At 57.6% G+C, this 21,744-nt stretch carries 19 protein-coding genes and 1 tRNA gene; 10 read left to right on the forward strand and 10 right to left on the reverse strand.

What is annotated here, in order from left to right:
- Nucleotides 1-37: 37 nt before the first annotated feature.
- The 5 genes from CDH48_RS09230 to CDH48_RS09250 form a co-directional block, all read right to left on the reverse strand.
- A complete protein-coding gene (locus CDH48_RS09230; protein WP_100688445.1) occupies nt 38-988 on the reverse strand; it encodes a ribose-phosphate diphosphokinase in 951 nt (316 codons plus the stop codon).
- A 52-nt stretch (nt 989-1,040) separates the two neighbouring features.
- A tRNA-Gln gene (locus CDH48_RS09235) sits at nt 1,041-1,115 on the reverse strand.
- Nucleotides 1,116-1,134: 19 nt separating this feature from the next.
- On the reverse strand, nt 1,135-1,998 hold the full coding sequence (gene ispE, locus CDH48_RS09240) for a 4-(cytidine 5'-diphospho)-2-C-methyl-D-erythritol kinase (RefSeq protein ID WP_100688446.1): 864 nt from the start codon (nt 1,996-1,998) through the stop codon (nt 1,135-1,137).
- The gene (gene lolB / locus CDH48_RS09245) at nt 1,995-2,630 is read right to left on the reverse strand and encodes a lipoprotein insertase outer membrane protein LolB (RefSeq protein WP_100688447.1); all 636 of its coding nucleotides are present in this window, start codon (nt 2,628-2,630) and stop codon (nt 1,995-1,997) included. Before lolB ends, ispE begins: the two co-directional genes overlap by 4 nt.
- Nucleotides 2,630-4,387, reverse strand: coding sequence for a tetratricopeptide repeat protein (locus tag CDH48_RS09250; RefSeq protein ID WP_100688448.1), 1,758 nt, complete (start codon nt 4,385-4,387; stop codon nt 2,630-2,632). Before CDH48_RS09250 ends, lolB begins: the two co-directional genes overlap by 1 nt.
- A 259-nt stretch (nt 4,388-4,646) precedes the next feature.
- On the opposite strand from CDH48_RS09250, the gene hemA reads away from it, so the two are divergent.
- The 4 genes from hemA to CDH48_RS09270 are packed head-to-tail and all read left to right on the forward strand — an operon-like array spanning nt 4,647 to nt 8,619.
- Entirely contained in the window at nt 4,647-5,939 is a 1,293-nt protein-coding gene (gene hemA, locus CDH48_RS09255; RefSeq protein ID WP_100688449.1) for a glutamyl-tRNA reductase, read from the forward strand.
- On the forward strand, nt 5,936-7,024 hold the full coding sequence (prfA, locus tag CDH48_RS09260; RefSeq protein WP_100688450.1) for a peptide chain release factor 1: 1,089 nt from the start codon (nt 5,936-5,938) through the stop codon (nt 7,022-7,024). Before hemA ends, prfA begins: the two co-directional genes overlap by 4 nt.
- Entirely contained in the window at nt 7,014-7,880 is an 867-nt protein-coding gene (prmC, locus tag CDH48_RS09265) for a peptide chain release factor N(5)-glutamine methyltransferase (protein WP_100688451.1), read from the forward strand. Before prfA ends, prmC begins: the two co-directional genes overlap by 11 nt.
- The gene (locus CDH48_RS09270; RefSeq protein WP_100688452.1) at nt 7,870-8,619 is read left to right on the forward strand and encodes a HesA/MoeB/ThiF family protein; all 750 of its coding nucleotides are present in this window, start codon (nt 7,870-7,872) and stop codon (nt 8,617-8,619) included. The genes prmC and CDH48_RS09270 overlap by 11 nt, the downstream gene beginning before the upstream one ends.
- A gap of 209 nt (nt 8,620-8,828) precedes the next feature.
- Here CDH48_RS09270 and phrB read toward each other — a convergent pair whose 3' ends face one another.
- Entirely contained in the window at nt 8,829-10,265 is a 1,437-nt protein-coding gene (gene phrB, locus CDH48_RS09275) for a deoxyribodipyrimidine photo-lyase (RefSeq protein ID WP_100688453.1), read from the reverse strand.
- A 155-nt stretch (nt 10,266-10,420) separates the two neighbouring features.
- Between phrB and CDH48_RS09280 the strand changes: the two genes are divergently transcribed.
- From CDH48_RS09280 to CDH48_RS09305, 6 genes are read left to right on the forward strand one after another with little or no spacing between them, the layout of a single operon-like run.
- A complete protein-coding gene (locus tag CDH48_RS09280) occupies nt 10,421-11,230 on the forward strand; it encodes a hypothetical protein (protein WP_100688454.1) in 810 nt (269 codons plus the stop codon).
- Between the two features lie 24 nt (nt 11,231-11,254).
- Nucleotides 11,255-12,145, forward strand: coding sequence for a mechanosensitive ion channel family protein (locus tag CDH48_RS09285; protein WP_227521025.1), 891 nt, complete (start codon nt 11,255-11,257; stop codon nt 12,143-12,145).
- Nucleotides 12,126-12,623 (forward strand): ATP-dependent zinc protease family protein, encoded by a 498-nt coding sequence (locus CDH48_RS09290; RefSeq protein WP_100688455.1) that lies wholly within the window; start codon nt 12,126-12,128, stop codon nt 12,621-12,623. Before CDH48_RS09285 ends, CDH48_RS09290 begins: the two co-directional genes overlap by 20 nt.
- Nucleotides 12,620-13,525 (forward strand): 30S ribosomal protein S6--L-glutamate ligase, encoded by a 906-nt coding sequence (gene rimK, locus CDH48_RS09295; RefSeq protein ID WP_100688456.1) that lies wholly within the window; start codon nt 12,620-12,622, stop codon nt 13,523-13,525. Before CDH48_RS09290 ends, rimK begins: the two co-directional genes overlap by 4 nt.
- Nucleotides 13,526-13,528: 3 nt before the next feature.
- Complete coding sequence (locus tag CDH48_RS09300) at nt 13,529-14,593, forward strand: succinylglutamate desuccinylase/aspartoacylase family protein (RefSeq protein WP_100688457.1); 1,065 nt, start codon at nt 13,529-13,531, stop codon at nt 14,591-14,593.
- 15 nt (nt 14,594-14,608) lie between these two features.
- Nucleotides 14,609-15,034, forward strand: a complete 426-nt coding sequence (locus tag CDH48_RS09305; RefSeq protein ID WP_100688458.1) for a secondary thiamine-phosphate synthase enzyme YjbQ — start codon at nt 14,609-14,611, stop codon at nt 15,032-15,034.
- Nucleotides 15,035-15,049: 15 nt separating this feature from the next.
- Here CDH48_RS09305 and amn read toward each other — a convergent pair whose 3' ends face one another.
- The 4 genes from amn to CDH48_RS09325 form a co-directional block, all read right to left on the reverse strand.
- Complete coding sequence (gene amn / locus CDH48_RS09310; RefSeq protein WP_100688459.1) at nt 15,050-16,525, reverse strand: AMP nucleosidase; 1,476 nt, start codon at nt 16,523-16,525, stop codon at nt 15,050-15,052.
- Nucleotides 16,526-16,578: 53 nt separating this feature from the next.
- Nucleotides 16,579-17,454: a universal stress protein gene (locus CDH48_RS09315; RefSeq protein WP_100688460.1), complete on the reverse strand. Its 876-nt coding sequence runs from the start codon at nt 17,452-17,454 to the stop codon at nt 16,579-16,581.
- Nucleotides 17,426-19,837 (reverse strand): Lon protease family protein, encoded by a 2,412-nt coding sequence (locus CDH48_RS09320; RefSeq protein WP_100688461.1) that lies wholly within the window; start codon nt 19,835-19,837, stop codon nt 17,426-17,428. The genes CDH48_RS09315 and CDH48_RS09320 overlap by 29 nt, the downstream gene beginning before the upstream one ends.
- A gap of 222 nt (nt 19,838-20,059) precedes the next feature.
- Entirely contained in the window at nt 20,060-21,535 is a 1,476-nt protein-coding gene (locus CDH48_RS09325) for an MFS transporter (RefSeq protein WP_100688462.1), read from the reverse strand.
- Between the last annotated feature and the right edge of the window lie 209 nt (nt 21,536-21,744).

Consider the following 21,744-nt stretch of genomic DNA (forward strand, 5'->3'; position numbering starts at 1 on the left):
CCTGCTGTTTTTCTGAAAAAATCAGCCCGGGGCTTGCTCAGGCATTTTCAAACAGGGCACTGATGGACTCTTCATTGCTCACGCGGCGAATAGATTCCGCAAGCAGCCCGGCCATACTAAGGGGGCGGATTCTAGCACAGTTTTTAGCTTTTTCACCCAGTGGGATGGTGTCACATACAACGAGTTCATCCAGATCCGAGGCGTTGATGTTCTCAATCGCAGGGCCGGAGAGTACCGGGTGGGTGATATAAGCCACCACACGGGTTGCACCGCGCTCTTTCAGGGCATTTGCAGCCTTGCACAAGGTGCCTGCGGTATCGACAATGTCATCCACAAGGATGCAGGTCTTGTCTGCAACATCACCGATAATGTGCATAACCTGGGATACGTTGGCCTTGGGGCGACGCTTGTCAATGATGGCCAGGTCGGCATCATCCAGTCGCTTGGCAACGGCGCGGGCGCGCACAACGCCGCCAACATCCGGAGAAACCACAACAAAATTCTCAAACCGCTGCTTTTCAATGTCATCAAGCAGAACGGGTGTCGCGTAGATGTTATCTACCGGCACATCGAAAAAGCCCTGAATCTGGTCAGCGTGCAGATCTACTGTCAATACACGATCCACGCCAATACTGGAGATCATGTCTGCAACAACTTTGGCGCTGATGGCAACACGGCTGGAACGTACCCGGCGATCCTGACGTGCATACCCGTAATAAGGGATGACTGCCGTGATGCGTGATGCAGAGGCGCGGCGCAAGGCGTCGGCCATCATGATCAGTTCCATCAGGTTGTCGTTGGTTGGGTAGCACGTGGGCTGAATGATGAATACATCGTGGCCACGTACATTTTCGTTGATCTCGACGGTCGTTTCGCCATCGCTGAAGCAGCCTACAGTAGCTTGTCCCATGGGAATGTGGAGTTTTTTGGCAATAGCGTGGGAAAGCTCGGGGTTGGCATTGCCAGAGAAAATCATCAGTTTGGACACGACGGCATCCTTCTCGTTTTCGGAGGTTGAGTCAGAAGAAGCGGGAGAAAGGTGGCTGGGGTGGCAGGATTCGAACCTGCGCATGACGGGATCAAAACCCGTTGCCTTACCACTTGGCGACACCCCAGTATCGTGCTTTTTTGGCATCATTCCAGCTCAGTCAGCTTTTGGTGAAGAGGCGATACGTTCACCCCTTTAGCTACGAACCCGGTGATGCCGGAGGGTTTGCTTTCCCAGATGATCCGGGCTGCGGATTCTGTCGGGAAACGTCCAAATATGCAAGCCCCGGTTCCGGTTAATCTTGCAGGTCCGAATTGTGTGAGCCATTCCATGCTCTCTCTGACTTCAGGGTACAGTCTTTTGACCACACCTTCACAGTCGTTTCGGTACCTCGAGGCGTCTCCCTCAAAAGCGGGCGCTATTTTGATTCTCGGGGTGTCCCTTGTCAACCCTTGCTCTGAAAATATCTTTGCGGTGTTGATGTGGCAGTCCGGTTTCAGAACCACAAACCAGTCCTCCGGCGGGAAAGCGGGGGTTAGTTTCTCTCCGATTCCCTCGCCAAAAGCGGCATGGCCGCGCACGAAAACCGGTACATCGGCGCCCAGCGCCAGTCCGATTTCTGCCAGCTCGTCATAATCCAGCCCCAGCCGCCAAAGATGGTTTAGCCCCAGCAGGGTGGTGGCGGCATTGGAACTGCCGCCGCCTAGCCCACCGCCCATGGGCAGGCGTTTGTTAATGCCGATGCTCACGCCGGGTAGCTCGTGTCGTGCCCTGGCAACCAGAGCACGGGCTGCGCGGAGAATCAGGTTGTCGTCGTCCGGAACACCGGCTACGGGGTTTTCCAGGTGGATCCCGGGCTGTTCCGGCGTCAGGCTCAGCGTAATGTCATCGCCATAATCAAGAAACTGAAACAGTGTCTGGAGCTCATGGTAACCGTCCGGGCGCCGGCCTACGATGTGCAGAAAGAGATTCAGTTTGGCAGGCGAGGGTAGTGTAATCGATGTTGTCACTGGTCCAGATTCCGCCAGTTGCTGACCACAACACGTACGCGCTTTTTGTCTTTCAGTGCTGTGATTCGTGCCGGCAGGGCAGGCGTGGGGCCTTGCAACTGGTGCCAGCGGTCGTAACGGATTTCCCAGCCTTCCTGCCGGATCATCGCAAGTTCACCCTGGTCGTCAAATAACAGCCGGAAATCGCCTGCCGGCGCCGGCAGGCCGCGTATCCACCAGGTCAGGCTTTCCAGCGGCAACTGCCAGCCGGTAGCCGCTTCCATCAGGGCGTCCGGGTCACCGGAGCGATAGATTTCGCCATTGGAGAGCCTCAGTTCAATGAACCCTGGTACACCTTTGAGGGTGGTGCTGCCCATTCCCAGGAACGAGGACGACAGGGCGAGATCGTAGGCTTCGCCCTCCTGTATCCAGTGATTGATGATGGCAGTGCCGCTGTCAGAAGGCTGGCGCACAGCCAGCTTGCCTGAGAGTTGCCAGTGGTCAAACTGGCGTAGCCTGGCGGAGCGCTCCTGCCAGTCTGCCGGCGGCTGGTCGGTCATGCCCGCCGGCAATGGTTCCAGCTGAATTGTGGTGCAAGCGCTGAGGCTCGCTATCAGCAGCAGGGCTGCGCTTGCGCGGAAAACCGATCGCATTACCGGTCTCCATTACCGGTTAGCCGTTCAATGGTTTCCCGCAGCACTTCATGTTCTGCGTCCTGGTCCAGGCCTTCTTTCCAGATAACCTGGGCCTGTTCTTCGGCACCGCTCACCCACAGGGCCTCGCCGTAATGGGCTGCCACTTCCGGGTCGGGGTAGGCGGCCCATGCGCGGGAAAGGTAGTCCAGTGCCGGTTCGATCTGGCCTTCCTGGAACAGAACCCAGCCCATGCTGTCGAGAATGGCCGGGTTTTCCGGGTCCAGGGCCAGGGCTTGTTCTATATAACCACGCGCTTCTGCCACGCGATTGGTTCGGGTGGTCAGTATGTATCCGAGGGCGTTGAGTGCAACGGCGTTTTCCGGGTTTTGCTCGACAATCCGCCTGAGATCCTCTTCGGCTTTGCCGTATTGGCCGAGTGCATCATAAAGCATGGCTCGCGCATAGCGGATCTGGAGGTTGTCCGGGTAGTCATCAAGCGCACTGGATGCGGCTTCCAGAGCTTCCTGTTGCAGCCTCTGGTCGAGAAGCAGGTTCACCTCAAGCAGCCAGAATCTTTCAGCCTCTCTGGGATTGTCTTCCCGCAGGGCCCGGATGTTAGCCAGCGCATCGTCCAGTCGGCCCTCCTGGGCCAGAAGCGCGCTGGCGCGGGCCAGAGACGGGAAGTAATAATTACCCTGCTCCACATTCTGATAGTAGCCAATAGCCTGCTCTGTATTGCCTGCCTCGTCTTCAATCCTGCCAAGATAGTAGTTGGCTTCGCTGGTGTGATGGCCTTGTTCGGCCAGCCGGGTGAGTTCATCTTTTGCCAGTTCCGGTTGTCCGTTTTCAAGTGCAACCAGAGCGTGTGAGAGCCGCAGGCCGGGGTTGTCCGGGAACCGGTTCACCAAACGGTTGAATTCATCCTGTGCAGCCTGCAGTTCGCCTTCGCTGATCAGCATGCGCCCGTACAGGGTGCCCATCTGGCGGCTTGCCGGAAAACGACGGGTATTCACCATCAGATGTTCAAGGGCTTCGTTTTCCCTGCCGAGCTGATACAGAAGGTCGCCCTTGAGGATGATGGCTGGCTGGAAGTTGGGTTTATCCGTGAGCAGAGGCTCCAGGCGGCCAAGCGCTGCCTCTGGATTGCCGGTGATTTTAAGCAGCAGGGCAATGCTGTACTCGAGTTCCGGATTACCCGGGTGGCGACTTGCCATCTCCTCATACAACGCCAGCAGCTCCTGTTGCTGTGCCGGCGGGAGTTTTCCGGCCATGGCGGCCAGGCTGTCGAAATCTGCATCTTCACCCTGTTCAAGAATTTTCTCCATGTAACCAAGGGCAGATTCAAGCTCATTTCGTTTTACCGCCTGAATAGCGGAAACCCTGAGTGCCTGCAGATTGTCGGGATCCACTTCCAGCCAGAGTTCAGCCAGCTGCTTCTGGGCGTTGTCGCCATTGAGTGACTGGGCGATGCGCATGGCACGCTCTATGACGTTTTTGTCCCGGGACAGTTGCGCGGCTTTCAGGTAATTGACCAGGGTGACGTCGTACCGGCCCCGCTGTGCCGCAATTTCAGCCGAAAGCAGCAAATACAGTGTTTCCGGCTCAAAGTCTGCGTATTCTATGGGGGGTTCACTGCCGGATTGCCGGGTGCTCTCCGGCGTTTCCATGGCTGTTTTTTCGACATCGGGCGAGTGCCCGGAACCGGTCAGGCTGGTGCAACCTGACAGTGAAAGGCCGAGCAGGCAGGTTACCAAAAGCGGTGCAGATTTGTGCATGCAACTTCCCGTGATTTGTTGACTACGCATCCGGAAGAGCCCGCAATACCTCGTTTATTGAGGCTTGCCCAGGCTCCGGCATGCGCCGATCCCCTATAATGGCATAAGCTCCTGTTCATGCCCAACCTGTCCGCACTTCCCGAAGCTCAGGTGCTTTTGGGTGGCAGCTAAAGGCTGTGGCCGCTAAAATGCCTGCAGAATGGCCCTCGACTACACTGTTATTACACCGTTCACCGCTAGAGGATAGTAAAACCAGGAAATGGCACTGCTAACGCTGGGAATCAATCATCGTACCGCACCTGTCGAGATAAGGGAGCGCGTTGCGTTTACGCCTGAGCGTATGTCAGAGGCGTTTGCCGAGCTGCGCGCGGCCTCCGGCGCCAGTGAGGTCGCTATTCTCTCCACCTGTAACCGAACCGAGCTATATCTGGCCGGGGATGACGATTGCGCACCTCTGGTGCTGCGCTGGCTGGCCGGCTTCCACGGCCTGGATGCCGCCGAGCTTGAAGAAGTGCTTTATATTCATCGCGATGCTGATGCGGTACGGCACATGATGCGTGTTGCGGCAGGGCTGGACTCCATGGTTCTGGGTGAGCCCCAGATACTGGGGCAGCTCAAGGATGCCTACGCCCTGGCCCGGGAACACGGCGGCAGTGGTTCATTTCTCTCCCGGATGTTTGAACAGACTTTCTCTGTTGCCAAACGTGTGCGAACCCAGACTGCGATTGGTGAAAACCCCGTTTCTGTTGCCTACGCAGCCGTGAGCATGGCACACCGCATCTTTGCAGACATGTCCCGGAACAAAGCGTTGCTGATTGGTGCCGGCAAAACCATCGAACTGGTTGCCCGTCACCTTGCCGACGCCGGCGTAAAAGATTTCATTGTTGCCAACCGCACGCTTGAACGGGCTCAGGCACTTGCAGAATCCAGAGGTGGCCGCGGCATCCTGCTTTCCGAAATTCCTGACTATCTGGCTGATGTGGATATCATCATTTCATCCACGGCCAGCCCATTGCCCATTCTTGGCAAGGGTGCGGTTGAGCGCTCCCTGAAAAAACGCAAACATCGCCCGTTTTTCATGGTGGACATTGCCGTTCCCCGGGATATTGAGCCGGAAGTGGCGTCCCTGGCCGATGTGTATCTCTACGCCGTTGATGATCTGCGCCAGGTTATTGAAGAAAACATCCGCACCCGCGAGGGCGCTGCCCGTGAAGCTGAGAACCTCATTGCCGACGGTGTGCAGGAATTCCTCAGCCAGCTCCGTGCACTGGACGCGGTTTCCACGCTGAAACAGTTCCGGCAGCGCGCGGAAGTGCTGCGGGATATGGAAACCGAAAAAGCCCTGCGTGCACTGCGCAATGGTGGTGATCCTGAAACAGCTTTGCGCAGCCTGGCGCGGGGCCTTACCAACAAACTCCTGCACGAACCTTCCATACAGGTTCGCAAGGCCACCACCGAAGGGCGCCCCGAGGTGACCGAATGGCTGAGAGAGCTGCATCAGCTTGATGTGTTGGACGCAGACGCGACGACGACCACCCCGGAAAAACTATGAAACCATCAATACAGTCCCGCCTCGAGCAGCTCGTTGAGCGCTATGAAGAGGTGAGCGCCTTGCTCAGCGATTCCGCCACCATTGCCCAGCAGGACCGGTTTCGGGAGTTGTCCCGGGAGTTTGCCGAGATTGAGCCTGTGGTGCAGTGCTTTCAGGCTTGGAAGCAGTCGCTGGAAGACATCAGCGAAGCCAGAGAGCTGGCGAAAGACGGCGATGCCGACATGCGCGAAATGGCGGCAGAAGAGCTGGAAATTGCCGAGCAGAAAAGCGAAGAGCTGGACGAAGAACTGCAGCGCCTGATGCTGCCAAAAGATCCGAATGATGGCAAAAACGTGTTTCTGGAAATTCGCGCCGGAACCGGCGGCGATGAGGCCGCAATTTTTGCCGGGGACCTGTTTCGCATGTACAGCCGTTACGCTGAGCGTCGGCGCTGGCAGGTAGAAGTGCTGAGCGAAAACGAAGGTGAGCACGGCGGTTACAAGGAAATCATTGCCCGGGTAGCGGGGAATGGGGTGTATGGCGCGCTGAAATTTGAATCCGGTGCGCACCGGGTGCAGCGTGTTCCGGAGACCGAATCCCAGGGGCGCATCCACACCTCCGCCTGTACCGTTGCAGTTATGCCCGAGGCAGACGAAGCCGAAGCAATTGAGATCAACAAGGCGGATCTGCGCGTGGACACCTTCCGCGCCTCGGGTGCAGGTGGCCAGCATGTTAACAAAACCGACTCGGCCATCCGGATTACCCACCTGCCAACCGGCATTGTGGTGGAATGCCAGGAGGAGCGTTCGCAGCATAAAAACCGCGCCAAGGCCATGAGTTTTCTGGCGTCGCGCTTGCAGAACGCAGAGACGGAACGCCAGCAAAAATCCATGGCAGAAACCCGGAAAAGTCTGGTGGGCAGTGGCGATCGCTCTGAACGTATCCGCACCTATAACTTCCCCCAGGGCCGGGTAACCGACCACCGCATCAATCTTACGCTCTACAAGCTTGATGATGTCATTGCGGGTGATCTGGATTCCGTCGTTGTGCCTCTTCAGCAAGAGCATCAGGCGGAGCTTCTGGCATCGCTTTCTGATGACGAGTAAGTTTTCACTAACCTGCAAGGCCCTGCTGGATAATGCGGTTCCCCGTATTGCCGGCGACACCCCCCGGCTGGATGCCGAGCTGCTTCTTGCCCATGTGAGCGGTTTGAGCCGCTCCGCTTTCCGGGCATTTCCAGAGCGCGAGGTGGATGCGCGGGTAGCGGCTGAATTTGAAATGCTGGTGGCAAAGCGCGCCCGGGGAATGCCCATAGCCTATCTGCTGGGTCACCAGGAGTTCTGGTCACTTCCGCTAGAAGTACGCACCAGCACCCTTATTCCCCGGCCCGATACCGAATGCCTGGTGGAGCAGGCGCTGGAATTGCCGTTGTCGGGCGATGCCCGGGTTGTTGATCTTGGCACTGGCACTGGTGCCATCGCACTGGCGTTGGCCAGTGAGCGACCAGGTTGGGTTGTCAGTGCCTGTGATCTTATGGAAGATGCCGTGACACTGACGCGGACGAACGCGCGCCAATTGAACTTGCCGGTGGAAGTTTTCCAAAGCCACTGGTTTGCCGGGTTGCCTGCCGCTACCTATGACCTGATTGTTTCCAACCCACCTTATATTGCTACGGACGACCACCATCTGGATGAGGGTGATGTGCGCTTTGAGCCTGCAACTGCATTGGTGTCTGGCGTTGATGGCCTTGATGATATCCGCCTGATCGTGAGCGAAGCACCTGCCTGGCTGAATGAAGGAGGCTGGCTGCTTCTGGAGCACGGGTTTGATCAGGCCGGGGCGGTTCAGGCACTGTTTGTAAACCGTGGGTTTGTTAAGGTAGAAAGCCGCAAAGACTACGGCGGTAACGACCGCATGACCCTGGGGCAATGGCCCCGAGATGGAGCCCGCCATGCTCAGTGATGAAGAACTTCTGCGATTCAGTCGTCAGATTCTGATACCCCGTTTTGATATCGCAGGGCAGCAAGCTCTGAAGAACGCGCGCGTTGTGATTGTTGGTTCTGGCGGCCTCGGCTGCCCGGTTGCACTCTATCTGGGTTCGGCTGGTGTTGGTCATTTAACGCTGGTCGATGACGATGTTATTGAATTGCCTAATTTGCAACGCCAGATAGCGTTTGAAACCGCACAGATCGGCGAATCTAAAGCGGAGACTCTGGCCGCCCGAGTACTCAGCATTAATCCGGCAGTGTCTATTTCTGTGGTGAATCGCCGCCTTGATCTGGAGGGTTTTGCGCAGGAAGTGACTGGGGCCAGCCTGGCTATGGACTGCTCAGATAATTTCGCCACGCGGTTTGCCCTGAACCGCGCCTGTGTCGCGGCAGGTGTTCCATTGATTTCCGGGGCGGCGATTCGCGGAGAAGGCCAGGTGAGTGTGTATGACAGCCGGAACCCCGAATCTCCTTGTTATCACTGTCTATATCCTGAGCAGGGCAACGAAGATCTGACCTGTTCAGAGGCTGGTGTGATCGCGCCGCTGGTTGGCATGATTGGTTCTGTTCAGGCGATGGAGGCCATTAAAGTGCTTTCCGGCGTAGGTACTCCGCTTGTGGGCAGACTGCTGATTCTGGATGCCTGGGAAATGCAATGGCGCGAAATGAAGCTTTCGAGGGATTCTGACTGTCCGGTTTGTAGCTCCAAATAGTACGGGCTTGGCCGAAGCGTGCGCGGAAGAAAGCTCTCCAAAACACGCTGTGAATACTTCCCTGTACGCTCGGCTCCGCCCTTTAGCGCTTATTGCTCCTGCGTCGCGCTAAAGGTCCTGGGCAAGCCGTCCATGGCTTGCCCGTGAAGTGCTTTGCACTTCACCCATGGCTCCGCACGGTTTTGGAGAGCTTTCTTCCACGCACGCTTCTACATGTTGCGCTCGTCTTGGTCTTTCAGGGCCTGAAACTTCGCTATGGCCTCTTTTCTGCTCTCCTTCAAATCAACGATTGGCCTCGGGTATCCACCCGGTATAACACCGCCTTTAGACGGATCATGGATGCGTTTGTTATCCAGCTTTGCCAGCTCAGGCACCCACTCGCGGATGAACTCACCTTTCGGATCGAACCGCTCACTTTGAGTCACCGGGTTGAACACCCGGAAATAAGGCGCGGCATCGGTGCCGGTCGAGGCGCTCCACTGCCAGCCGCCGTTGTTGGAGGCGAGAAAACCATCCACCAGTTTTGACATGAAGTAAGCCTCGCCCAGGCGCCAGTCGATAAACAGGTTTTTGGTCAGGAACATCGCTGTAACCATGCGCAGCCGGTTGTGCATCCAGCCGGTCTGATTGAGCTGGCGCATGGCGGCGTCCACAAGAGGAATGCCGGTGTTGCCGGTTTTCCAGGCTTCGAAGTGCTCCCCGGGGGTGTTCCATTGCAGCGCTTCGGTTTCCGGTTTGAAGGCCCGGTGCATGCTCACCCGCGGGTAGTGGTAGAGGATGTTTATGTAGAAGTCCCGCCAGGCGATTTCATTAATCCAGGTCACCAGGCCTTCCTGATTACCTCCCATACCTTGTGCCTGCCGCGCTGCGATCAGGCATTGGCGCCCGGAGAGTACCCCGTTGGCCAGGTAGGGCGAGATCTGGCTGGTTCCATCCAGGGCGGGGAAGTCCCGCTGGTCCTTGTAGGCGCCACCGTGTTTGTTCAGGAATTGTTCCAGTTGCGAGTGGGCAGCGTCTTCGCCGGTTTTTACCAGTGCTGGTGGCGCATCTTCAAAACCTTCGGGGATGTTTGTGATGCGTTCAGGTTGCACGGCATCGCCCCGGGCTTTGGGCGCCGGATATACTGCGGGCCGGTTGTCGTCAATCCAGCTGCGCCAGCGGCGGGAGAAGGGGGTGAATACGGAGTAGGGTTCGCTCTGGCCGGTCCGTATTTCGCCTACGGGCGCCACGGTCTGGTCGCGATACTTGCGGGTGGTTATGCCCAATTCGTCAAAACGGTGTTTCACCGCTTTGTCGCGCTTGCGCTCGTTGATGCCATACTCTTCATTGAAGTGGAGCCGGGAGATGCTGTTTTTCCGGCAATGGTTCTCAAGTGCCGCAATGCTGTCGCTGAAGCGCTCAGCCTGAATAAAAGCCAGCGGTATACCGAGCTTCGCCAGTTCCTCCGCCAGCGCATTGGCATGGGTAATCACAAATTGCACCCGGGCCGGTGACCAGTCGTGCTCCTGCCATTGTTCCGGAGTGAGTATGAAGCAGGCGCGAACCTTTGCAGTGTTTTCTGCCTGGTCCGCTTCTTTGCAGGCAGCGGTCAGGGCCGGGTTATCGGCGATTCGCAGGTCGTTTCTGAACCATACCAGTTGCGTCATGGGTTATTCCGTATCAGGTTCCGGCTTTGAAAGTAGGGGTAATTACAGCGCACAGCAGCAATAAAATCACGCCTCTGGTTATTCGCCCGGGGTCTGTGATTGGATTATAGTGGCTACAACTTTAGCCCCCTGTTACAGGAAGATTCGCAGCATTTATGGCCAATGAAAGTGAAAACCGGCGTGATGGCGTCTGGGCTCAGCAGTATGAGTTGGCAATCGGCCAAACGCAGCACCATAAGCTTGGGCATGTGCGGTTATGGATTACGCTGCTGGAAAAAGAATGGCAGGTGCGTTCCGAAACCCGGGAGCCCGAGACCGACCCTGTGGGCTGGACAGAATCCATAGGCCACCAGTTGCCACAGGCCAACGTATCCCTGCAACGGTTTGTCCGTGAGGGCGAGTCTTCCGCGGTAACGTTCATACCTGCGGTAGCCACTCTTCCGACAGTAATTCGTCCTTATCACCCGCTGACCATCCCCGGCGGCACCCGGTGCACCATCTATGTGGGAACCATGGTGTGGATGAAGATCTGTGTCGGGGCGAAGCAGACCCTGCTAACAGAGATTCCGCTGGCGGTGCCATCGCTTACCTGGGTGGGCAGGAATACCATGGAAGGCGAGTTGTGTTATTCGTCGTCGAGCTTTGGCCGTTTGGTGCTTGAAGCCTTGCCAAAACGGGCATGGCGGGCAACCACTCCGGTCACGATTATTAACCGCAGAACCGAGCCTTTGCTGCTGGAGCGTTTCAGCCTGCCCACGCCGTTGTTGTCACTGCATCAGAATGAGCGTGGTCAACTGTGGACACCGGGCGTGGTGGTAGAGGTGGCCACCGATATGAACTCTGCCAGCCTGCACATGGATGAAGGCTTGCTGGTTGCAGCCGGCCCGTGCCGGCAGGTGGCGCCGGCCCGGGAAAAGGCTGCAAAAGGACGCCTGGTTCGGGCTATCGACCGGGTGTTTGGCTAATGAATATTCCATGGAGTAACAATTGTGGCTGAAGAGCTGAAAACGGGGGCACTGAATGTGTTTACCGGCATAGCCTGGGGGCAGTGGATCAGTTCCGGTTTTTTGCTGGTGATCGGCATTGTACTCGCATCAGTGGCGGCGCGCAGTGTGTCCCGGGTAATGGCCAAACGCAGCTCCCGGCACCATACCGTTATGGTTCGGCGGCTGGTGTTTTACCTCATCTTTATGCTGTTCGGCGTGGCGGCGCTCCGGGAGGCCGGCTTCTCGCTGGATGTAGTCCTGGGCGCGGCGGGTATTCTTACCGTTGCCATCGGCTTTGCGTCGCAAACGTCGGCATCAAACATGATCAGCGGTCTGTTTCTGCTGGTTGAAAAGCCATTTGAAATCGGTGATTTCATAGAAGTGGAAACCATCATGGGTGAAGTGGTGGGGATCGACATGCTCAGTGTAAAACTGCGCACCAGAGACAACCTGTATGTGCGCATTCCCAACGAAACCCTGATCAAGACCCCGGTTGTTAACCGCTCACGTTTTCCCATTCGCAGAATCGACCTTCAGGTGGGGATTGCCTATGCTGAAGATGCAGAAAAGGTAGAAAAGCTGCTGCTGGAACTGGCAGAAAAGAATCCTGTCTGCCTGGAAGAGCCGAAAGCATTTGTGCTGGTAACCGCGTTTGGCCCTTCCTCGGTAGATTTGCAGTTTTCCTTCTGGGTACCAAAAGACAAGGTGCTTGAGGGGAAAAGCGGCATGCTGGTAGCCATTAAAAAAACGCTGGACAAGGCAGGCATAGAAATACCTTTCCCACACACCAGCGTTTATGCAGGTAGTCACTCTGAGCCATTCCGTGTGCAGTTGATAGCACCGGAAAAAGCCACTGAAAAGGAAGAACCATTGGATGTCGACAAAGACGCCTGAAGCAATCAAAACCGTTGAGCCGACACCGGCTGAAAACAAAATCCGTCTGGGCTGGCGGGAGTGGGTGGCGCTGCCGGATCTGGATATTAACCGCATCAAGGCAAAGGTGGATACCGGAGCCCGTACCTCCTGCCTGCATACGTTCCGCACAGAGCCGTATACCAAAGACGGCGAGCGCCGGGTCAGGTTCTGGGTGCACCCGGTGCAGAACGACCTGCACCAGGTGGTGGAGTGCGATGCCCGTGTGCTTGATGAGCGAGATGTGTCGGATTCCGGTGGCCATAAAGAGTTGCGGCTGGTTATCGAGACCACACTGGTAATAGGCGGCCAGAGCTGGCCCATTGAAATGACGCTGACAAACCGGGATTCCATGCGCTTTCGCATGCTGCTCGGGCGCACCGCCATGGCGGGTCGCTCGATGATTTATCCTGAAGCTTCCTACTTGGCCGGGGAACCGGCTGTAAGGTCTGAAACATGAAAATTGCAGTTCTGTCCCGTAACCGCCACTTGTACTCAACCCGCCGCCTGGTGGAAGAAGGGGTTAACCGTGGCCATGAAGTGAGGGTGATCGACTGCCTGCACTGCTCCATGAACATCACCTCTGCCAAACCCAAAATCCATTACCATGAAGAGGTGCTGGAAGACTTTGATGTTGTGATTCCCCGTATCGGGGCTTCCGTTACCTTTTATGGCACTGCCGTGTTGCGCCAGTTTGAAATGATGGGCGTGTTCCCGGTGAACGAGTCCGTTGCCATTACCCGTTCCCGGGACAAGCTGCGTTCCCTGCAGTTACTCGCGCGTAAGGGTGTGGGTATGCCGGTGACCGGTTTCGCCAACAAGCCGGATAACGTGCCGGAGCTTCTGAAAATGGTGGGTGGCGCGCCGGTGGTCATCAAGCTTTTGCAGGGAACCCAGGGCATAGGTGTGGTGCTGGCAGAAACCCGCAAGGCTGCTGAAAGTGTGATTGAAGCCTTTATGGGCCTGAAAGCGGACATTCTTGTGCAGGAGTTCATCAAGGAGGCCGGTGGCGCGGATATCCGCTGTTTCGTGATTGGCGACAAAGTAATCGCGGCCATGAAGCGCCAGGGTGCCGAGGGCGAGTTCCGCTCCAATCTGCATCGTGGAGGCAGCGCGTCCCTGGTGCGTATTACACCGGAGGAGCGCAAAACCGCCATCACCGCCGCCAAATCCATGGGCCTGAATGTGGCCGGTGTGGACTTGCTGCGTTCCAGCCGTGGCCCGCTGGTAATGGAGGTGAATTCCTCGCCCGGCCTGGAGGGCATTGAAAACGCCACCGGCAAAAACGTGGCGGGGATGATTGTTAACTGGATTGAAAAAAATCAGGCGCCCTGGCGCACGAAAACCAAAGGCAGAGGCTGATCGATGGCGCGAGCGCCCTTTGAAATGGCCGGGGTGCAGGTTCAGCCCGGCACCCGGCAAACCATAGAAATTCCCGTTGCCAAGCTGTATACCCACACTCCGTTGTACATGCCCGTAGAAATTGTACATGGACGCCGGGAAGGCCCGGTACTGATGGTGTGTGGTGCCATACATGGTGATGAAATTGCCGGCGTTGAAATCGTGCGCCGTGTGCTCACCAATTCCGCACTTCGCCACCTGCGTGGCACACTGGTGGCCGTACCCATTGTTAACATTTTCGGTTTCGTGCATCGTACCCGTTACCTGCCAGACAGGCGCGACCTCAACCGCTGTTTCCCCGGCAGCGAAAGCGGCTCCCTCGGAGGGCGTATTGCGTATCTGCTGCGCACCCAGATCATGGAACACGTAACCCATATCATCGATTTGCACACAGGTGCCATTCACCGTTTTAACCTGCCGCAAATCCGGGCGGAGCTTAAAAACCCGGAAACCGCCCGCATGGCCGAAGCTTTTGCTGCGCCGGTGATCATCAATGCCGGCCTGCGTGACGGCAGCTTGCGTGCCTATGCGGATTCTCTGGATATTCCCGTTATCACCTACGAAGGTGGCGAAGCCCTGCGCTTCGATGATGTGGTTATCGGCAGTGGCGTAAAAGGTGTGATGCGCGTGATGCGCGAGCTGGAAATGGTGCCACCGCGAAAAGGCCGGAAAACCCCGAAAAAACGCTCGGAAATAGCCGCCAGTTCCCAGTGGGTGAGGGCAGACATTGACGGCATTATGCGCCCCGTCGCCAAGCTCGGGCAGAAAGTGCGCAAAGGCCAGAAGCTGGCCATGGTGGCCGACCCCTTTGGCGAATCCGAAACGGCGATTACCTCGCCGTGCTCCGGTATTGTGATTTGTGTGAACAATTTGCCTCTGGTAAACGAAGGCGAAGCGATCTACCACATTGCCCGGTTCGACGAACTGAGCGAAGCCGAGAAAGCCATGGACTATTTCCGCAGCTCCTTCGAAGCCGAAGTGAGTGAAGCCGTTGTACCCATGCACCCCTGGGATGAACTGCAAAAATAAACCACAGGAGCCGCCATGATATGGGATCAGACGTTTATTGACCTTGCGCCGATGCCGAGGGGATTTCATCTGGTAACCAGGGAAATCCTCGCCCAGGCGCCGGAGATGACCAACTGCGAGGTAGGGCTGCTGCACCTGTTTATCCAGCACACCTCAGCCTCGCTGGCGGTGAACGAAAACGCAGACCCGGACGTGCGCGGCGATCTTGAGCGCCACTTCAACGTGATGGTGCCCGAGCGGGCGCCATACTATGAGCACGTGATGGAGGGGCCGGACGACATGCCGGCCCATATCAAGAGCATTCTTATAGGCCCTTCGCTTACGCTGCCCGTGCACCACGGGCGATTGGCGCTTGGAACCTGGCAGGGCATTTATCTGTGTGAGCACCGGGACAGGGCCGATGGCCGCCGGATTGTGGCTACATTGCAGGGGCGCTGGTAAGCGCGGGGCCTGCACTCAGCGAAACGGCGGCTCATCAAAGCTGCGCAGTTTGCGTGAGTGCAGGGTGTAGCGCTCACTGCGCATCAGCTCCAGAGCGCGGATGCCGATATGCAAATGCTGGGTAACTGCGCTCTCGTAGAAAGCCCCTGCGGCCCCGGGCAGCTTGATCTCACTGTGCAGTGGTTTGTCGGAGACGCACAGCAAGGTGCCGTAAGGTACGCGAAACCGGTAACCCTGGGCGGCGATGGTGCCGCTCTCCATATCAACCGCGATGGCGCGGGCCAGGTTAATCTGCGAGCGCTCCTGCGCCCAGCGCAGCTCCCAGTTACGGTCATCGTAGGTTAATACGGTGCCGGTACGCAGCCGGCGCCGCAGGGTGTCGCCCTGGGCGCCGGTGATCTCCGCGGCGGCCTGCTGAAGCACCTGCTGAACTTCGGCCAGGGCTGGTAACGGAATGTTCGGCGGCAGCACCCGGTCAAGGATGCCGTCCCTGCGCATGTAGGCATGGGCCAGCACATAGTCACCAATTATCTGTGACTGCCGCAGCCCGCCACAATGACCGATCATCAGCCAGCAGTGCGGGCGCATTACGGCGAGGTGATCGGTGATGGTCTTGGCGTTGGAGGGGCCCACGCCGATGTTGACCAGGGTAATACCCTGCCCGGGTTCCGTCGCCTCCAGGTGATAGGCTGGCATCTGGAATCTGTGCCAGACCACAGAATCGACAATCGCCTGCATTTCTTCTTCGGTCATGCCCCGCTCAATCACCACGTTACCGGGCAATACCATGCTCTGAAAGCGTGAGTCGCCCTGCAACATGTCCAGCCCGTGGCGAATGAACTGGTCAACATAGCGATGGTAGTTCGTCAACAGTATCCACCGTTGCACATGCTGCCAGTCACTGCCGGTGTAGTGCACCAGCCGGCGCAATGAAAAATCCGTGCGCGCCGCATTGAACAGGGCTAAAGGCAACTGCTCAAGTTCCTGCCAGTCGTACAGGCCATCGGCGGTGCCATCGTCGATGGCGGAGAGGTCTGTACTGGGGAATATCCGCGCCAGCTCACTGGCCGTCACGCCTGAAGCGCCCAGTTCGTCACCCTGCTCAACAACATAAGGATAGGGGATGTTGACCTGGCTCCAGCCCACCTCCACGACGACGGTGAAATCCCTCATCATGTGCCCCAGCTGGCTCTCCAGATAACGCCTGAAGGCTTCTGGCTGAGTTACCGTAACAGTGTAAATACCGGGCACCTGCAGCCGTGCGTAGGCACGTATGCTGCTGGGCACCTCGCCCTGGGACTGATACGTCAGGCGCAGCTCCGGGTAACGGAAGGCGCATTGGGGATCCTGCGGCAGCCGGCGCTCAGCAAGATACTGTTTCAGCGCTGTGCGCAGAGCGCTGGTGGCTTGTTCATAAAGAGCCGCAAGACGATCAACCGCCGCTTCGGCGGTGGTCACTACAACAAAATCATCATCACAGGGTGTTGTCACTACAGGCCTCGGAATAATCTAACAGTCTCTATTGCTGAGCGGTCCGGAGCCGCTCAGGGCGTAACAGTAATCGGCAGGTTCAGTTCCGACAGCAGGACTTCCGCGCCCTGATCGGCAAACAGGCTGCAGGTGCGGCTGACTACCAACTGGGCGGCGCCCTCTTCCTGCATGGCTCGTACAGCAGCGCCGGCACTGGCCACCGGTATGCGCCTTACACGGGCAGCAAGACCTTCACGCTGCAGGAAGGTTAGCATGTCCTCCGCCACCGACGGATCATCCTCAGGGCTGGTGCGCAGTAACACACTCAATGGCTGATTGCTGCGGCGGGCCAGCTCGGCCCCTACACGCAGTGCGCGGTGATTGGCACCCTGATCATGATTGAGCAGAACCACCACGCGATTCTGGCGCCGGGGCCGGGGTTCCGCCCACAGCAGAACATCGCCCGGTGCCTGTCGCAGCAGAGCCCGGGCGGTGGATCCCAGCCGGGTTCCGGGAATACCGGACCAGCCGACCCGCCCGAGCACCACAAGGTCTTCCGGCTGCATCAGATTCAATACCTCTTCCGCAACCCGCCCCCGGCAAAGCTTGAGGGTTTGTACCAGCCCCCGGCGAGCCATCGCGTGCTGCAGTGAACGCCGTGCCTGTTCTGCCAGAGCCTGCATGCGGGCCTGCAGCACTGTCGCCTCCAGCGGTCGGGCCAGGCCGGAACTGCCGCCGACTTCCCGGGCAAAGCCATAACCGGCCGTGCGCAGCAGGTTGAGCTCTTCCACGAAAATACCCAGAACTTCGGCGTTACGAGCCGAGGCAATCTCGGCGGCAGCTTCCAGCGCAGCAAGGCTCAGGCGTGAACCGTCCAGCAGAATCAGTACCCGGCCAGCCGGAATTGACACTGTCGGTTTGTCAGTCGTCGCTGTTGTTGTTACCACCATTGCCTCCACTACCGTTCGCCCCGTCGTCGTCTTTTTTTCTGCTGACTTCCGCAAACTCCGCCAGCCGATCTGCTACCCGGCGGTTAAAGGTGTTTTCCGGGTAAACACCATCGGCACCTGCAACGCCGGCTTCCATGCCGGTCAAAAGCTCAATGGCCTGATCGATATGGCTGAGGGGGTAAATGCTGAACCGCGCGTCCTGCACGGCTTCCCGAACCTGCTCGTTGAGCATCAGGTGCTCAACGTTACTGGCCGGAAGCAGTGCCCCATGGCCATCCACGCCTGCAGACTGTGCGCACACATTGAAAAAACCCTCGATTTTCTCGTTTACACCACCCACGGCCTGAACCTCGCCGTGCTGGTTCATCGAACCGGTCACCGCCAGTGACTGTCTCAAAGGAACGCCGGTAATAGCGGACAACAACACGCAGGTTTCTGCCACCGAGGCGGAATCCCCTTCCACACCACCGTAGGACTGTTCAAACGCCAAGCTGGCAGACAGCGAAAGCTCCCCCATCGGGGCATAGCGGTTGGCCAGAAAGCGGGACAGAATCATCACGGCCTTGCTGTGAATCGGCCCACCCAGCTTGGCTTCCCGTTCGATATCCACCACTTGCCCTTTTCCGGGGCGCGCGGTAGCGGTGATGCGGGTTGGCTGGCCAAACCGGGTGGCGCCAATCTGGAATACGGAAAGGCCGTTTACCTGCCCCACCTGACTGCCCTCGGTGGCAATCATCATTACGCCCCGGCGGATCTGCTCCAGACTGCGCTCACGAATACGGCTGGCCCGGTACTCCCGCTCATCAATGGCCTGCTGCACGTGCTCCACACTGATGAGGTCTTCTCCAGCCTGACTGGCCCAATGATCGGCCTCGGCAAGCAGGTCTTTCAGCACCCTGTCGTGGGCTGTGAGCTTTTTCTGGTCACTGGCCAAACGGCTTGCATGCTCGATCACCCTGGCCACCGCAGCCCTGTCGAGCACCTTCAGCCCGGAAGCCCGGGCCATGGTGGCAATCATGCGGGCGTAGAGCGTGTAACTGCCATCATCCCGGTCCAGATCGTCTTCGAAATCTGCTTCCACCTTGAACAGGTCCAGAAAGTCCGGATCGTAATGGGAAAGCAGGTAATACAGCATACGGTCGCCCAGCAGAACCACTTTCACGTTCAGCGGAATCGGCTCTGGTTGCTGGCTGACCGTGGTCGCCAGCCCATACAGACGCTCCAGTGATTCAATGCGGATTTCGCCGGAGAACAAAACACGCTTCAGGCTTTCCCAGGCCAGAGGCTGGGTAAGAATGCGGCGGGCGTCCAGAATCAGGTAGCCACCGTTGGCCCGGTGAAGGGAACCGGCACGAACCAGGGTGAAATCGGTATACAGGTTGCCCTGGTGGGCTCTGTGTTCGATCTGCCCGGTCAGGTGCTGGTGGGTAGGCAGGTCTTCATAAACCACCGGAGCGCCCCGGGTTTCGGCATTATCCACCAGAAGATTGACCCGGTACCGGTTCAGCAAACCGCCGGGAGCGCCGGTTTCACTGTCCTGAAACGCCTCTGCGTGTTCAACCACATCGTTGCACACTGAATCCAGATGCGTCACCACCGCAGGCACATGCTCCCACTTCCCGCGCAACTCACCAATGGGGCCCCCCAGCGTAAGCTGCACCATTTCTTCATTCAGTTGGTGAATTCGCTCCCGCACCTCTTTACGCAAACGGGGGACCTGCTGAATAGCCTGCTGAAGCTTTTTCTGGAGATCTTCCACCTTGGCTTCAACCAGCTGTTTTTCCTCATCGGAGAAGGTTTCGTACTCCTCCGGCTCAATCACCTCACCGTTGCGCATAGGGGCAAAGGCAAACCCGGCGGGCGTGGTTATCATGGCAATGTTATTGGCGTTCGCCTCCTCCTTTATGGCAAACAGGCCTTTCTGCTGACGGCGGGTTACTTCTTCCTGCAGCTCCTGAATGCGGGACTGGTATTCCTCGCTTTCGAACGTGGCCGGAATCGCGGTTTTCAGCTCGCTGATCAGGTCGTTCATGTCGTCTCTGAATGTTCGACCGTCCCCCGGTGGCAACTCAATGGCGTTGGGTTTGCCTGAGTGCTGGAAATTGAACACATGGCACCAGTCAGACGGCACCGGCTTACCAGCGGCGTGATTGGCCAGGAACTGCTTGACCAGTTGATGCTTGCCCGCGCCCGTTGGCCCCAGCACAAACAGGTTGAATCCACTGACAGCCATGCTGGCCCCGAACTCCAGGGCCCGCAGCATGCGATCCTGCCCCAGAGGCAGCTCAAGATCTTCCAGGTTTTCGGTACTTTCAAAGTCCAGCTTCTCCGGCGGACAGCGATGGTAAATCTGATCCACGGTTAACGCCACAGGTACAGCCATTCTTGCTCCTCAAGATTTCTTGCTTTCGAGTTTACCCAGGGTGCCCGGCTCAAAGCCGCTGGCGATGCAATGGTTCCCCACCCACTGACGCTTCACTTCTTCATAGTGTAGCGCTTGATAGGGTAGTCGTACGTTTCCGGTGCGCAGGCGCAGATATGCCAAGAACTGACGCCATTACGCGGGCTCCACTTCCAGCCTTTCGGCAGCATGCAGGCCAGTTACTCATTGGTTGGTTCTTTGCTTTGCGAGCAGAGCGTGTCGGTCCCGTAAGTCCTTAAAAGCCATGGTTAATGCTAACAGAGTAATCAGAGTGATCGTGAGCAACCCGATACTCACTGCGCTGTGCCATGAGCTGTAAGGCCGCACCGAGAACACAATGGCGGTGATAACCGCAATGCCCACCGAAGTGCCAATACGCTGCCCGGTTTGCATAATGGCCCCGGAGCTGCCGGCGTAGGCGAGCGGCACTTCGGCGAGAGTCAGGGTTTGGTTGGGGCTGATCACCGAGCCCTGGCCAAGCCCGAAAAAAGCCAGAGACAACATCAGCCACCAGATGCTCAGGCCGGTATACTCATGCAGTAGCACCACCGCGATACTGGACAGCAATCCGAACACCGCAAAAATCAGTCCCCCGATGACAACCTTCCGACCGTAATGGTTGACGCGTTTACCGGCCCAGTTGGACGACCAGGCAGAGAGCAGTGCCGAGGGAATACCGATCGTTCCTGCTTCAAATGCTGAAAAGCCAACCGCTTGCTGCGCATACAGGGGAATCAGTACCCAGACACTGGTCATGCCCAAAAAATACAGAAACATTATGACGCTGCCATTTCGGTAGCTGGAGGTGGCAAAAATTTTCAGATCCACCATGGGGCTGTAGCCGCGCCGGGTGTACCAGCGTTCCCACCGCACCCAAAGGTAAAACAGCAGCAGTCCGGCGGGCAGCAACAGCCACATCAGTCCGGACGAACGTGATTCAACAAAGGGGTAGAGCACGGCCAGCACACCCAAACCCAGTAGCAGGGCGCCCACCGGGTCCAGAGAGCCCAGGCCTTTATCTGCCAGGAGTCTGGGCTTGTGTATCAGGGGGCGCGGAAACCACAGCAGCGCCAGCCCTATGGTTAACAGGCCTATGGGAACGTTAATAAGAAAGGTCAGGCGCCAGCCAATCTCCGGACCACCCAACTGAATTAGCAGCCCGCCAAGAACCGGCCCAACAGCGACTGAAACACCCACGGTGGTACCAAAAAAACCAAAGGCGCGAGCGCGATCCGGACCCTGAAAATACTGCTGGATCATGCCAATACCCTGGGGGTTGAGAAATCCCGAGCCGACCCCCTGAACAAAACGGGCGGCATTCAGCCAGTCCGCGTCCGGTGCCAGGCCCGCGGCAACTGATGCGAGGGTGAATATGGAAACCCCCAGAATAAAAAAACCGCCGCGCCCCATGAGGTCGCCGGCACGGCCCGCACTGACCAGTACCACGCCAAAGGTGAGGGCATAACCGGATAACACCCACTGGATATCAGACTGGCTGGCATCCAGCCCTTCCTGGATCGATGCCAGAGCGACGTTAATCACACTCACACTCATCAGCGACATAAAAATCGCCATGAGCAATACCACAAGAACACGCCAGCGGTCGGAGTCGCTGATGGTATCAGTGGCTGTGTTGAGCTGTGTGGTCAGTTGGGTCATTTAGTAACCATAAAAGCTGCGCACAAGGCACGGTGCAACCAGCATCGGAGCATAACCAGAGACCTGGCTTGGGATTCATCGCGTGCGCAATTGTTTACGAGCTACTTACTTTGCGTGATTACGCTCAGATACTCAAAGGTTGCAGCTGTGTCGTTTGCCAGATCCGTTGCAGCTTTCGGAGTTGGCGAACGGTTTCCTTGCCGAGCGCG

The organism is Marinobacter aromaticivorans, assembly GCF_002806975.1.
Lineage (GTDB): Bacteria > Pseudomonadota > Gammaproteobacteria > Pseudomonadales > Oleiphilaceae > Marinobacter > Marinobacter aromaticivorans.

Coding starts and splice junctions, on each gene's coding strand:
- lolB (WP_100688447.1), bottom strand. CDS start 2,630: ATGCGATCGGTTTTCCGCGCAAGCGCAGCCCTGCTGCTGATAGCGAGC.
- CDH48_RS09250 (WP_100688448.1), bottom strand. CDS start 4,387: ATGCACAAATCTGCACCGCTTTTGGTAACCTGCCTGCTCGGCCTTTCA.
- hemA (WP_100688449.1), top strand. CDS start 4,647: ATGGCACTGCTAACGCTGGGAATCAATCATCGTACCGCACCTGTCGAG.
- prfA (WP_100688450.1), top strand. CDS start 5,936: ATGAAACCATCAATACAGTCCCGCCTCGAGCAGCTCGTTGAGCGCTAT.
- prmC (WP_100688451.1), top strand. CDS start 7,014: ATGACGAGTAAGTTTTCACTAACCTGCAAGGCCCTGCTGGATAATGCG.
- CDH48_RS09270 (WP_100688452.1), top strand. CDS start 7,870: ATGCTCAGTGATGAAGAACTTCTGCGATTCAGTCGTCAGATTCTGATA.
- phrB (WP_100688453.1), bottom strand. CDS start 10,265: ATGACGCAACTGGTATGGTTCAGAAACGACCTGCGAATCGCCGATAAC.
- CDH48_RS09280 (WP_100688454.1), top strand. CDS start 10,421: ATGGCCAATGAAAGTGAAAACCGGCGTGATGGCGTCTGGGCTCAGCAG.
- CDH48_RS09290 (WP_100688455.1), top strand. CDS start 12,126: ATGTCGACAAAGACGCCTGAAGCAATCAAAACCGTTGAGCCGACACCG.
- rimK (WP_100688456.1), top strand. CDS start 12,620: ATGAAAATTGCAGTTCTGTCCCGTAACCGCCACTTGTACTCAACCCGC.
- CDH48_RS09300 (WP_100688457.1), top strand. CDS start 13,529: ATGGCGCGAGCGCCCTTTGAAATGGCCGGGGTGCAGGTTCAGCCCGGC.
- CDH48_RS09305 (WP_100688458.1), top strand. CDS start 14,609: ATGATATGGGATCAGACGTTTATTGACCTTGCGCCGATGCCGAGGGGA.
- CDH48_RS09315 (WP_100688460.1), bottom strand. CDS start 17,454: ATGGTGGTAACAACAACAGCGACGACTGACAAACCGACAGTGTCAATT.
- CDH48_RS09320 (WP_100688461.1), bottom strand. CDS start 19,837: ATGGCTGTACCTGTGGCGTTAACCGTGGATCAGATTTACCATCGCTGT.
- CDH48_RS09325 (WP_100688462.1), bottom strand. CDS start 21,535: ATGACCCAACTGACCACACAGCTCAACACAGCCACTGATACCATCAGC.